The organism is Lacticaseibacillus chiayiensis (genome assembly GCF_004123795.1).
Taxonomy (GTDB): domain Bacteria; phylum Bacillota; class Bacilli; order Lactobacillales; family Lactobacillaceae; genus Lacticaseibacillus; species Lacticaseibacillus chiayiensis.
In genome coordinates this window covers 1-12,839 of sequence record NZ_MSSM01000002.1, presented here as the reverse complement: position 1 = coordinate 12,839, position 12,839 = coordinate 1, and the positions used below count along the sequence as shown (strand labels likewise).

The 12,839-nt window shown below is 46.8% G+C and carries 16 protein-coding genes; all 16 read right to left on the bottom strand.

The window, feature by feature from the left end; genetic code table 11:
- The 16 genes from BVJ53_RS01045 to BVJ53_RS00970 all read right to left on the bottom strand — a co-directional run bounded on the left by BVJ53_RS01045 (window position 1) and on the right by BVJ53_RS00970 (window position 12,739).
- Complete coding sequence (locus BVJ53_RS01045; RefSeq protein ID WP_238150122.1) at window positions 1-2,979, bottom strand: tape measure protein; 2,979 nt, start codon at window positions 2,977-2,979, stop codon at window positions 1-3.
- Window positions 2,979-3,212, bottom strand: a complete 234-nt coding sequence (locus BVJ53_RS01040; protein ID WP_238150121.1) for a hypothetical protein — start codon at window positions 3,210-3,212, stop codon at window positions 2,979-2,981. The genes BVJ53_RS01045 and BVJ53_RS01040 overlap by 1 nt, the downstream gene beginning before the upstream one ends.
- 74 nt (window positions 3,213-3,286) lie before the next feature.
- Window positions 3,287-3,718 carry a tail assembly chaperone gene (locus BVJ53_RS01035; protein WP_129300768.1) on the bottom strand — a complete coding sequence of 144 codons (432 nt, stop codon included), beginning with the start codon at window positions 3,716-3,718 and terminating at the stop codon, window positions 3,287-3,289.
- A 63-nt stretch (window positions 3,719-3,781) separates the two neighbouring features.
- Complete coding sequence (locus BVJ53_RS01030; RefSeq protein WP_129300767.1) at window positions 3,782-4,432, bottom strand: phage major tail protein, TP901-1 family; 651 nt, start codon at window positions 4,430-4,432, stop codon at window positions 3,782-3,784.
- A gap of 2 nt (window positions 4,433-4,434) precedes the next feature.
- Window positions 4,435-4,800, bottom strand: a complete 366-nt coding sequence (locus BVJ53_RS01025) for a hypothetical protein (protein WP_129300766.1) — start codon at window positions 4,798-4,800, stop codon at window positions 4,435-4,437.
- A complete protein-coding gene (locus tag BVJ53_RS01020; RefSeq protein WP_129300765.1) occupies window positions 4,797-5,171 on the bottom strand; it encodes an HK97-gp10 family putative phage morphogenesis protein in 375 nt (124 codons plus the stop codon). The genes BVJ53_RS01025 and BVJ53_RS01020 overlap by 4 nt, the downstream gene beginning before the upstream one ends.
- Window positions 5,164-5,460, bottom strand: a complete 297-nt coding sequence (locus BVJ53_RS01015) for a hypothetical protein (RefSeq protein ID WP_129300764.1) — start codon at window positions 5,458-5,460, stop codon at window positions 5,164-5,166. Before BVJ53_RS01015 ends, BVJ53_RS01020 begins: the two co-directional genes overlap by 8 nt.
- Window positions 5,457-5,816, bottom strand: coding sequence for a phage head-tail connector protein (locus BVJ53_RS01010; RefSeq protein WP_129300763.1), 360 nt, complete (start codon window positions 5,814-5,816; stop codon window positions 5,457-5,459). Before BVJ53_RS01010 ends, BVJ53_RS01015 begins: the two co-directional genes overlap by 4 nt.
- On the bottom strand, window positions 5,816-6,694 hold the full coding sequence (locus BVJ53_RS01005) for a hypothetical protein (protein WP_129300762.1): 879 nt from the start codon (window positions 6,692-6,694) through the stop codon (window positions 5,816-5,818). Before BVJ53_RS01005 ends, BVJ53_RS01010 begins: the two co-directional genes overlap by 1 nt.
- Before the next feature lie 67 nt (window positions 6,695-6,761).
- Window positions 6,762-7,679: a phage capsid protein gene (locus BVJ53_RS01000; protein WP_129300761.1), complete on the bottom strand. Its 918-nt coding sequence runs from the start codon at window positions 7,677-7,679 to the stop codon at window positions 6,762-6,764.
- A gap of 13 nt (window positions 7,680-7,692) precedes the next feature.
- Window positions 7,693-8,235, bottom strand: coding sequence for a DUF4355 domain-containing protein (locus tag BVJ53_RS00995; protein WP_129300760.1), 543 nt, complete (start codon window positions 8,233-8,235; stop codon window positions 7,693-7,695).
- A gap of 139 nt (window positions 8,236-8,374) precedes the next feature.
- Entirely contained in the window at window positions 8,375-9,184 is an 810-nt protein-coding gene (locus BVJ53_RS00990; protein ID WP_238150120.1) for a structural protein, read from the bottom strand.
- Entirely contained in the window at window positions 9,108-10,628 is a 1,521-nt protein-coding gene (locus BVJ53_RS00985; protein WP_129300759.1) for a phage portal protein, read from the bottom strand. The genes BVJ53_RS00990 and BVJ53_RS00985 overlap by 77 nt, the downstream gene beginning before the upstream one ends.
- 1 nt (window position 10,629) lies before the next feature.
- Window positions 10,630-11,928 carry a PBSX family phage terminase large subunit gene (locus tag BVJ53_RS00980; RefSeq protein WP_033573197.1) on the bottom strand — a complete coding sequence of 433 codons (1,299 nt, stop codon included), beginning with the start codon at window positions 11,926-11,928 and terminating at the stop codon, window positions 10,630-10,632.
- Window positions 11,912-12,379, bottom strand: coding sequence for a phBC6A51 family helix-turn-helix protein (locus tag BVJ53_RS00975; protein WP_129300758.1), 468 nt, complete (start codon window positions 12,377-12,379; stop codon window positions 11,912-11,914). Before BVJ53_RS00975 ends, BVJ53_RS00980 begins: the two co-directional genes overlap by 17 nt.
- A gap of 36 nt (window positions 12,380-12,415) precedes the next feature.
- Window positions 12,416-12,739, bottom strand: a complete 324-nt coding sequence (locus BVJ53_RS00970) for a thioredoxin domain-containing protein (RefSeq protein WP_129300757.1) — start codon at window positions 12,737-12,739, stop codon at window positions 12,416-12,418.
- Window positions 12,740-12,839 lie beyond the last annotated feature (100 nt).

Sequence of the window (12,839 nt, the reverse complement as noted above, 5' to 3'; positions counted from 1 at the left end):
CTACCCTCCAATCGGCCGGAAGTAGCTGCTAACGGCTGCGTCATTAGCGTCCACTTCCTTGACCATGCTGTTAATACCATTCTTATCAACGTTGTTCTGAACGTAGATATTTGGCGTGATCCGTTCGCTGGCATCAATTGACTGAGTGACGTCTCCAGAGCTGAACTGCGCGCCCGCGTTTGACAAGTTGCTGATGTTAGCCGACATATTGTCAGAAATATCGCTTGCCATACCGGAAACCGTCTTTTGAACAGCCCCGAATGACTTTTGCAGTCCTTGATTCAAGCCACCCATGATTGCATTACCGGCAGGGATCAAGAGTTTAGCATCATAGCTAATAGGACCCTTATGTTGGCGAATCCAAGAAGCAATCCCGCCAACAAATGATTGAACCTTGCTCCAAGCGGCAGTTAATCCGCTGAAAAAGCTGTCCATGATAGCACGACCAGCGTCAAGCAGATTGATATTCCTTAGTGCATTGAATCCATTCCGAATCCCATTCACAACATTGGACACAATTCCTTTAAAACCACTCCAAACGCTTCTGGCTCCATTCACAATGTTGCTTGCGGCTCCCATTACAATTGAGCTGATGCTACTCCACGCTGACGAGAAGAAGGAAGCGATGCCGCTCCACAGTCCAGAGAAGAAACCAGGAAGAGCATTCCATATGCCCTCTGCGGTGCTAACTGTGCCACTCCATAAGCCTGAAAGAAAAGAAGCAACACTATTCCAAGCGCCTTGCGCATACGATACTATCCCATTCCATAATCCAGAGAAGAAACCAGGAAGCGCGTTCCAAATGCCCTCTGCGGTGCTAACAATTGCATTCCAGACGCCTGATAAAAACGATGTAAAGCTAGTCCATGCTGCTTCTGCATATGACACGATACCGTCCCACAAGCTGGTAAAGAAAAGCACCAACGTTGACCAGACCGCTGTAGCACCAGTTATGAAACTTGTCCATATGCCTTCAATGGTAGCAACAAGCGCGTTCCACTCTGTAACAGCAAATGTTGAGATTAGGCTCCAAATGCCTGAGAAGTAAGTTACAAGACCGTTCCAAATCTGGGACGCGGCAGATACGATACTTGTCCAAATTAGTTGCAAGTCTGATCCCAGCTTGTTCCAACCGCCGTCAATCAAGTCAAGCACTAGCAGAATCGGTCCCATAATTACTGCCTTTAGCATATTGAAAACACCAGAGGCAACCTGAACAATACCATTCCAGATAGACGTTAACGATGATCCAAACGTTCCCCAAACAGCGGTAGCAATAGTCACAATACCATTCCAAAGTCCGGAAAAGAATGAACTTATACCGTCCCATATTGAAGAAGCCGTGCTGGAAACGCTAGACCAACTGCTTGATAAGAACGAAGACAATCCATTCCACGCTTCACTGGCACCGCTTGTAATGCCACTCCACAGGCCGGAGAAGAACGATCCTAAACCACTCCAAGCCGATTGTGCACCGCTTACAGTACCGCTCCAAGCTGATTGTGCACCGCTTGTAATGCCACTCCATAGATTTCCAAAGAAGGATTTGGTCGAATTCCATCCGTTTTGAACTCCCTTAGCGGCATTGTTGAAGGTTTTAGTTATGCCACTCCAGAGGCCGCTAAAGAATGAAGCAAGGCCGTTCCACATGCTCTTTAGGCCAGAAACAAATTCAGACCATATTTTTTGGCCCGTTTTTGTTTTGGTGAAGAAGTAAACTAGGCCTGCAACGACTGCGGCAATAGCCGCAACCAACAGTACCCAAGGATTTGCTGCCGAAACAGCTTGAAGAACCTTCTGAGCCGCTGCTGCAATCTTACTATTCTGAGCCATCAAGCTAAGCCCAGCAGCAGCGTCCTTGCTACCAGATACAATTCTGGTGAGAAGTCCGCCTACTTCCAACGCGTTTCCAAAAGCAGAAAATGCGTTTTTTGCAACTCCAACCACGGTTATGACACTCTTGAATGCTGATACTGATGCTACTAGCGGCAAGAGCCAATCTTTGTTTTGTCCTACCCAAGCAACAATTGACTTTAAAGTGTCAAATATTGACTTTGCTACTGGCGTGAACGACTTGATCGCATTAGAAGCAATCGCCATTCCTGCAGTGACAGCGCTCGCTGCTTGTTTTATCCAGCCCGAAATGTTAGTCCCAGTAACAGATTTAATGAAATTATCAACCACCGTCAGCATGTTTGCAGAACCACGCACAACGGCAGTCTTTAAGTTCGCAAAAGACGATGAAATGCCGGCGGTAGAGTCAAGGGCAATCTTATGGAGCGATTGCATTCCACCGCCACCGTTTTTGTCCATATTGATCAGTGCTTCAGAAAATTGATCAGCACTAACTTTTCCGTTCGATAGAGCATCTTTCAGTTGACCAGAAGTCATTCCCATGGACTTTGCCAATGCTTTTAGGGCTGGACCCATGCCATCGTTGATCATAGAATTCCATGTTGCAGCAGTGATTGTGCCACTTGATAAGTCTTGCGATAATTGTTGAACAGCAGAGCTTGCTTGCGCTGAAGAACCGCCAAAACCTAATACCGCATCATTGACAGCGCTGAACACTTTTTGTCCTTTTTGAACGTCACCAGTTGATGCTGCCATTAATTCCATTCCTTGAACAGCTTGGTCCAGACTAGTTGGAAGTCCCATGATTGAATCGTTAAGGCCGCTCATCGCTTTTTTGGTGTCTGTAGTAGCGAATCCCATATTTTTAAAAGTACGATTAGCATTGTTGAGTGTATCGAAACGACTGACAATTGATGTTGTCATAGACCCCATCGTCTGCAGGGCTTTTGTGACAACTCCGGCGCCAATTCCGGCCAAAGCTCCCATTTTCAGAAATGATTTTCCACCGCCTAAAACGGAACTGGAAGCGCTATCCGTGGCGCTCGCAGTCTCGCCTTTCAATTGTTTCATTGCACTCTGATATCCGCCAATATCAGCAGTGAATGATGCGACAACGTTTGCCATTAGCTACCACCTCCAAATGCAGCATTGAGTTTCCTAATCATTTCTACATCAGGCTTTCTTACAGTCCCGTTGCCATTGCGATTGATTATCTTTTGTTCGGCCTTATCAATATTCTTGTACCCAGTTTTAACGGATCGTTTAGGATTCTTAGCATTCTGGACATTGGCAATATTGACGGCAAGTTCCATCAAATCGCGGCGCATATCGACATCACGCAAAAAAGACCCTTCCAAGACTGAGCGAGCCTCCCAAAAATATAATCGAAAAGGCATATCAGGATCATATATTCCGTGACGAGCAAAGTCGGTTAAGAGAGACTCTTCTTGACTTCTTCCAGGGTATCTTTCAGCAGTGCCTTCTTGCCCTTTTCCTCTGCTGTCATGTTTTTCTTTTCCATCAGCGAGATTCCGTATTTCTCGTTCAATTTCAGCCATTGTTTCATCTCGCGTCGGAAAAAAGCCGACTTGTGCAATTCCTCAACTACTTCATCATAAAAGGCATCAGGATCTGGCTGTTCATCAATTGCAGAAATAATATCTGCATCAGTGTATTTTTCCGGCAACATCGCCTTAATTGCATTAAATAATGCTGTCACATCACCAGTTACAAAACCTAACCAAATGCTACTTGCACCATCATTTGCGTTTGGCTGTGAACTAAATAATTTGTTAGCTCGAAATAGTGCCTTAAAATTAAACTTTAATTCGACTTTTTCGTTCTTTACTTGAATTTCTAACATGAATATCCTCCTAGATTGTCGTCTCAGATCGGCCGTTGCCTACTCGTCTCTGTGTGTGATTAATTAAGCGTGCGAAGTGGTTGTGGTGGTAGATGAGCTTGTGGTGGTCGATGTTACTGCACTGTCAGCAAACTCTCCTTCTTTTTCGCCTGGGCGTTCGTAGTCGTACAATTCGCCAAGCGCTGCTACCTGTGCATCAGACAACGGGAAAGTGCCAGGTGTCCCGTCAGCGTTCTTGTCTGCCAGCTTACCAATGATGTTCAAAGTGAAATCCATCTCTGAGAAACTGTCTTCGTCAGAAATGTCGGCGCTGTCAACAACACCATAACCAAACATTGCTGGGTAAGCCTTGTGGTCGCCTTCTACAACGGCCAGACGTTCATCAACAATGACACGCCATACCTTAACTTGCCGGCCATTGTGCTTAGCATCAATAATGATGTCGTTTGCGGTGTCCCCAGGTACCATGTAACTCGTTAGCTCAATACTATCTTCATTGGTTGATGCTGCTACAACGCGGCCCATCTTGGTTTGTTCATCAAGAGAATCACCTTCAATGCTTGTATCACCAGACTCTTGATGAGCTGGCAAGATTGCAGGACTGCCAATGGGTGCTACTTTAGGATCTGTCGATTGGATAAAGTACCAAACATCCTTGCCACGATATGGGGTATCTTTTACGAACTGGACACCGTTGTTTACTGGTTCTGCCATAATTAATAATCTCCTTCTAAAGTAATGAGAAGCATGCAGCGGCGTAATGGTGTGCTCTCGCCCATGCTTGTGTCGATTGAATTAGATGCCGTTAGTGAATGCCACCGTGTCACCTTACTGAGTGACCATTTCACTTTGCGAACGAAGTCTTCCCATTCAGCTGGTGGTGTGTCGATGCTATCGTATATGTCAATCTGTTGGCCTACACTCGAAAGTGTCCCTGTCTTAGATGACATATCAGCATCAACATGAACGTTCACGAAAACCAGTGGCAACGTGCTCTTAGCGTCCGGCTGAACGAATACAGGGTTGAGGCCATCAGCGATCAATTGAGTTTGCACATCTTCGTACCATTGAGAGAGTGTCATTTGAACGTTGCCGCCTCCTTTAGCTTGTCCATTGTCGTTTTAATGAAAAACGATTGTGCTGCTGAAACGGCTGGACGAATGAATGGCTCGGCTGACATTTTGTAGGTGCCAAATTCCACAAAAGATGAATAATCAGCCTTGGCATCTACAGTTCCCGTGACAGAGGTCGCTGTCTTCTTGACTGGCTCAACACTAATATTGTTTGCCATGTATCCGGTTCTTTTTGGTGCCACCTGTTTAGCTGTTGCTTGAACTTGGCCGGTAGTTGTTTTCATTGCTGAGGCGGCGGCATCAATAGTCGCTCCGGCTGTTGCGCTTAGTTCTTCCATCAATTTATCGAGACCTGACCACGTGACATTGGTATTAGCCATTGCTTGCACCTCCAGACACGATGAATACCGTTGACTTGCGGTTAACGAATGTCTTGTTGATTGTCCATTTGACACCGTCAAGCTCGATTTCATTCACAGGCTTTACTGGGTTCTTTACGTGAATCTCATAGGCCATGGTGTTCACAAGACCGTATACAGACAGTTCTTGTGCACTGGTGATTGGGATTGTCAGGCAAGTTACCGTCTCTCGCGTCTCTGTCGGTCTGTCATGCAACGGATCAGCGGGCGGTACCTTCCTAATGAGGGTGATTCGATTATTGTATCTCATACGAATCTCATCCCCGGTCGGCGGCTTTGCGATGACTCACGGTAGACATCGAGAGCGTCAGCATACTTAGACAAATCTATTGCTTCCCATGTGTTGGATACGTTGCCCTCGGTGCCACTTTGCTTACCTTCGTCTCCGATGCGGTTATACATCTTCACCACAATGTCCTTGATTACCCATGCAACTGCATCTGGCACAGTCTGATTGACAATACCGTCTTGGTTGATATACGTCAGTACACGCGCTGTGGCGTCATCAATCAAATCATTCAACAAGTTATCTTGCAACGTATCAGTCAAACCGATGCGAAGCTTAACACTTGCCAAAATATCTTCCTTTGTATCTGAATCAGCCATCATTTCACCGCCTTTACTGCTTGCACATACTTGTATGAGCACTTTGACTTGTCAACGAAGCTCAAATCATCATCAAATGGTGTTCGGTTTACATACTGCCCTTTGAAGAACAGCCGTTTGTCATCAACAGTCACGCCAGCATTGTGCATGATTTTAGTTTCGTTCCATCGCTTTAATGGATCAGTAGCCCAACAAAAATCGAGCTCGTCACTGATGACGGGACCGATATTGAAGTACATCATGTTCCAAAGTTGCGCCCACATTTCTGCAGTCCATTTTTGGATATTGCTGTCGACCGTTTGCAAGTATTGCCACAGTCGGTTGCTGTCGACGTACACCTTCCGCCAGTACTCAGCCGAAGGGTGGCTGATAATCCACTGAGCACCACCAGAATTACGGTTGATTGTCTCAAGCGAGGCTACCGTAACCCCGACAATATCAGCCATGCGTTTCAGGATTTCTTCTCCATGTTCGCATTGCTTGATATAGTCAACGCTGATATAGCTGAGAGTATTGCTACACAACCAGCGATCAGGCTTTGCTTTTAGCTTGCGGAAGTCTGGCCGTTTACGGAAGATGACGTCACTATCAAAGTAGAAATAGTCCTCATTCTCACGTTCGGGGTCTTCAGCGAGATATTGCCACCAAAGCCAAGGCTTCACAGACGGGATATATCGCTTGTCTGTGCGCTTGTCGGTATACGTGTGTACTTCTACACCATATTTAATAGAAAGCGTTTCTGGCACCTTAGAATCATGCACAGTGAAGAGCAAAACGACATCTTTCATGTCAAACCCGACACTTCGCAGATTGGTTAGGCAGACTTCCAGCTCCCATTCAAAACGCTTGATAGCGGGTTGACACAAAATAAGCTTCATTCTGTCCTCCAATCAGCCGCCCGGTTTCCCGTACTGTCCCATTTCGATAGGCGACTTGCATCAATTGTTAAGCGTGCGAAGTAGTAGTCGTGGTGGTCGGCTTCACAGTCGAAGTCGTGGTGGTTGCTGACGTACCAGCAGTGAAGATTGCCTGACGGTTGTCATCGCTGATCCACTGGCCGGCCTTACCGGCACCTTGCAAAGCAACACCAGCAAAGTTCTCGGATTGAATCGTCCGAACAACGTTGATGCCGGTGAATGCGCGGCCAACGTTATCAGGTGCGAAGATGATAGACTTGCCAGCCATGTAACGGGTAGGCGTCTTGGTAACAACAATGTCACGGAAACGAACGATGCCGTTTTCATCAATGTTCACAGCAGAACCTTTGTAGCTGGTTACCAACTGATGATCGATGATTGCGTTGTAAACTTCGGCAGTCACGTATGCGCGTACTGGAACAACTACTTCCAAGTCGGTGTAGCGTTCGGAAGCTTCCTCAAACACCTTGTTCACATCATCAACTGCACCAAGATCAGCTGCAGCACTATCAACCAAGTAGGCGCCCAGCTTGCCGTTGAACAGCCGTGTCTTAGCTTGCGCTTGCAAGTTCAGACGGTCAGCCACTGCGGCATTCAGATCGTTGTTGACAGTTAGCTGGTCGATGCCTTCGTTGAAACTCCAGCCGAAGGAATACGGTACATCGATGTCACCATAGATGATCTCTTTCATTGGCCCGAAGCGGTTTGAGTTGCTGGTGCCGCTGCCAAACGCAACGTTAGGGTCAGTGTTGTATGTGCCAACAGCAACCGGCACATCATTTGCCTTAACACTGAACGCAATCGCGTTGTTTTGAATGCCATCGAGTGCTTGCAACGCACCGAATGTCGGGGTGAACGTGCTTTGAATACCGAAGACGGTTTGCATCAAGCCAATAAACTGTTTCTGATAAAGACGTACTGGTAAATTGTTGTTTTCTGTAGCCATGATTAGCTACCTCCTATTTCTTTTTGTATTGTGCCATGATTTTTTTGAATGGATCGTCGGCACCATCAAGGGCAGAAGCGCCATTCTTAGGTGGGTCAGTTTGCAGCTTTGCTTCAACCTGCTTGTTGACTGTTTCCTGAATTGTCTTTTGAATGTTCTCAACAGCCGTCTTGATCTTGTCAGCATCACCGAGGGCAACCAACGGGTCAGCAAAGTCAGCCGGCAGTCCTTTATCAACCAATAGTGACTTGGTACTTGTTGATAATTCGCGCTGATTGAGTTCAGCCTCACGCTTGTCTAGTTCTGCCTGTCGCTGTTTCTCAACCTCTTTTGCCTTTTCATCTTCGGTCATCTTTGCAAGCCGAGCGCCTTCACTCTTGGCTTCCTCAAGCGCCTTAGCCTGTTCTGCTTCCCACTTAGCCTTGGCTGTTTCCAGCGCCTTAGCTGCGCGTCTATCGGCCTCGCTGTCAAGCTGAGCCTGCGTATATGTGGCTGGTGCCTGAGTGGTGGTTTCAGTTGTCTCGACTTCTTCTTGAGTTTGTGTTTCTTCTGCCATGATGGTTCCTCCTGTTTAGCCCAAAACGAATAGACGTGCTTAATGATCCCAGCCACGCCATAAGGCCCAGCCACGATCACACGTCTATCACTTCACGCTATTATTTTTGAGTAGTTTAGGGACTTGCTCAGGTCACGTATTATTCGTCTACTTCATCACCGGTATCATATGCAGCCCATGAGCAAAGGCAGTTTGGATGCGCTGGTATCATCCCCTCGGCTTGTTTCAACGTGTAAACCTCACCGCTATGTTGCAAGCAGATGTCACACGCCCCTGAGTTAATGACCCATACAACCTTTTTATAGCCGGCTTCACGTGCATTCACAATGCTCTGATGAGCCATGACACGATCGCTTTCCGTTCTGATGATACGGTCTGACTGATACTTCATGACACCAAACTTCTTGCGAAGCGCCGGGCTTTGTGTAATTGGGTTGCTGTGTGTCAGTAGTGCATTCTTCATCATCTTTTTGAGATCACTGCGCAAGGCGTCTTGATTTGACCAAATACGATCGCTCCACGTGGCACCGTCAAACATCTTATTGATTACTGATAAATCGGCTTTGATGTGTTTTCCGTAAATTGATGACCCCAGCTTGGCCGTCTGCTTTGCCAAATCGCCAAGAGTGGTGCCGATATAATCAGCAACCTTGATGGCCACTGCTGTTGCGTAAACATAGGCCGCATATGACAGCAGTTCATCGTTGTTGGCAACTGATTTCTGTTTAACTCCGGCCTCTTGTGCGTCCCTGTCAACTTGCTCTTTCAGTTCTGGATCGTAGTAACGCGAATCGTCAGCGTGTGTGTAGTCTTCGTGTTTCTCATTGAACGCATACCAGAATGCCATGAATGCTGCGGTGTATTTGGCAACATCACTTGCTATCTGGCGGTGTTTCTTGTCTTGCTTGTCTGCGAACGCTTTGATCCGTTCCTTCGGTGTTTTCGTCATTGTTTGTCAGATCCTCACTGTAATCGCTGTTTGCTCGTTGTTTGGCAATCATGTCAGTAACCTCTTGCGGATCAGTGATTCCCGGTGCGAATCTGTAAAGATACTCTTGCGGCAACGTCGCACCAGCGGCAACGAGTGCTTGAATCTGCGTGATGTCATCTGTTGGCAAATTGTCACGGAACGTGAACTGAATCGTATTAGGATCCGTTTTCATGCCGCCTGACACGCTTTGATCGAGTGCATATATGATTGAGTATCTTTGGTACAGTGATTTCTCAAACATGCGTCGCTTGATTGCTGCTAATTCGACAGTACCAAGCAGCTTGTACTTCATCGCAACACCAGAAACGTTAGCCGCAAAGTTGCTATCAGTCAGGTCTGGTGTATGGCTGAACTTGTGAATGTCATCGGCAATGCGTTTCTTGTATGCCTCGGTGCCGCTGACGTCATATGACTTATTGATATACTTTGCGTCAACGCTCGTTTGCTGACCGGTTGCTGTCATTCGAGACTTGAGCAACAGCATGTTGGCGTCTTTCTGTTCTTTAATAAGCTCTAGCTTGTCCTGTGCGAGCTTTTTCATCGCCTCAGGATCGTTAGGGTCGACACCACTTAGAAGCGTACTGCCGTTGAATAAGGCATCAATATCGCCACTAATGACCAGAAGAGCATCATTCAGGTCGGTCATGTAATTAGCTGTGTCTGACTGGGCCGAATCGTAAAGGTCAATCAGTGAAATCACATGCTCGAAGTCACCAGTTCGGAATCGATTGTTGTCATACTCGACAACGGGGAACACGCGAATGATTTCGCTGTGATCCAAGTACATTGCACCGCCAACCGTGGTCGGCTTGTAAACGTCATGCTCCGTTGCGGTCCATGTTTCGGGGATGATGTTGATAATTGTCTTGTTGTTATCGTCAACTAATTCAACTGAATGGTACCGAACAGCCATGATTGGCTGCGGATCAACATCAAGTGAGTAGATGACGAACGTATCAAGCGGATCAAGACGAACGCAATGCTCGATTGAGTCACTACCGTAGTAAACATACTCGTATGCGCGTCCATAACGCGTCATGTCGAGGAATAAATCGTAGTTGAGCGCGTCAAAGTCGTTCACTTGCGTAATCTGGTCGAGCCGCTTGTCATCTTCATCAAGCTTCACGTTCACTGGATTACCAACAGAGTAGGCAGTCTGGAAATCAGCGATGTACTTGCCGAACGAGTGAACAGCTCTGTGGTCTGACTTGCCGGTTTCAATACGCCGTGATTGTGGCTGTAGAATACCCTCGTTCTGGCCCTTGTAGTATCGGTCGAGCTTCTTCAGCCGTGGAAGCTGATACTCGTGATGGTGGAAAATGAACTTCATGATCCGATCCGGAGTGAGGTTCGTAATGTCTTCTTGGTAAAGTAAGTTTGATTCTTCAAATGGATCCATCATGTCACCCCAATCCTAAATTTTTGATTGTCTGAATGCGTTCTTGGTTGCTCATGTAATGGCCGGCAGTTCTGAACATGAACGGCTCCATCGCATATCGCAATGCGTCAATCGCATGGTTATTCGCATCTACTGGAGTATTCGTCCAGTTGTCAAACTTGTCTTTGGAATAAACGTAAGTGTTGAATTCTTCCAACAGTCCCTTGACACGGGGATGAACAACAAAGTGATACGATTGCATATATTGAATGCCCTGTGAGACGCTGTCTTTTCCCTTGCCAGCGCCTACGATGTTCGGTACACCATATACACCAGACAGCTCAGAAATTAGCCTCTGCTCGGCACTATCAGCCGTTATCTGCAAGCCGTAGCCTTTGTGTTGTCCAATAGCCTCAGCAATCTGCTGTGTTAGCATTCCCTGTTGGTAGAATTCATCGTAGATGTACACGACTCTGTTCTGCTGATCGATTGCCATGAACTCGCCTGCTGTCGGGTCATGTTTGAACCCAAAGTCTAGGCCAACCGCTTTTGGCAGTGCTGCAATATCTTCCATACTGAAGTCACGCTGCTCGAACAGTCCATCAAACACAAGCCCTTCTGCAATGCCCCAGTCTCCGTATACGGCAACACGAGCACGATTGGGATTGCGCTTGATCATGTCTTTTAGGCTTGCGATATAGTCATCATCAAGATATGGGTTGTCCTTGTATGTGGTAGTGAACGACTTAGATCGTGGGTTCTTTGTGTCTTCATCGAAGAACTCACGCTTTAGCCAATGCTGATCACTCCACGGGTTGAACGTGATAATCGACTGGTAATAGCCATCAGGATCGTCGATTTCACCACGCATGGTTTCTTCAACGGTCTTGAATGCGTCCAGCGATTTCAGCTCATACGCTTCCTCCCACCATGCACGAGCGAGCACACCAGTTGTTGGTTGCAATGAAGTGACGGCCAGTGGTTTATCCATGCCACGAAAAAACACCTTCTGGCCGGTTGGCTTAAAGGTGATTTCCAGTGGTGACAGTGTGAACTTGAATAGATCATAAACGCCAAGACGCATGGCTGCCTGTTGAATGGTGCTGTATGTCGAATCCTTATTTGTATACGCGTACTGCCTGAGCACAATCCAGTTGACATAGGGGTGCATGATGATTTGCATAATCACATCCTCGGCAACAGAGAAAGACTTGCGCGATCCACGACTGCCCTTGTATGTCAGGTAGCGTGTTCTGTCATTGTAAAGCGGTGCGTAAGCTTTGGGGACGATTGAATCCAGATCAATATTAATCTGCACTGTCATCGCCTCCGTCTTGATGAATTGGCTTGATGTTGATTGTGATGTTGCTCGTGTCTTCGCTCGTTTCGCGTTTGGCCTTGGCTTCCATGATGTCAGCCTCAGCTTTGGACTTGCGAGCCTGTTGTCTATTCAACTCATCATTACTGCTTATAACCTTTTCGATGATGTATGAAGCGGCATTATATCGAACCATTTCAGATTTCGCCTTCAACAGCTCTCTCATGGTCAGCACAGCCTCAGATGACAAATCGTGAAGCATAAACCGTGTGTATTCATCTTGCCCAAGCCTGAAAGCTTCGCGCGTTTTCCACGTAGATAAAGTGGTCGGCGAGACATGAACTTCCTCTGCTATTTTTGCCTGTGTCATTGCCCCTGAAAACAGCAACATAATGGCTTTTCTCTGTTTCTCAGGTAGCTTCCAAAAATGCCGCAAACTTTTGATTTTTTCAACCATTACATATCACCACACCTCCCGCATTTGTACGAGCTCTTAGTCTTCCGTGTATTGTTTGATCTTGTCAACCTGCAAGTCGCACCATGTTTCGTGGGTACCGTTCGCTTTATATACCGTTACGACTGGGAATGACTGATAGCCTTGCTTCCGGAACCGCTCGTAGTCGTCCGCGTCTGCTGTGATAGTTTGCACTGGCATGACTTGTGACAGCTTGAATATTGTTCGTCGACACTTTTGACAGTGCGGCTTCGTGTAGATAATTGCTTGCATGTGTTTCTCTTCTCTCGATAGCTTCTCAATGATTAATTGCTCTGTTCGGCTTACATATCCGTATCCGACACGTTTCATTCCGCTAGACATAATAGATCGCCCTCGTCTCGTGGTCCGAATATTCGACCAATTCGAACGTTTTGTGAGCAACAACCCCGAGGTCATCTGTCCACTTATCCGTAGGTTTTCT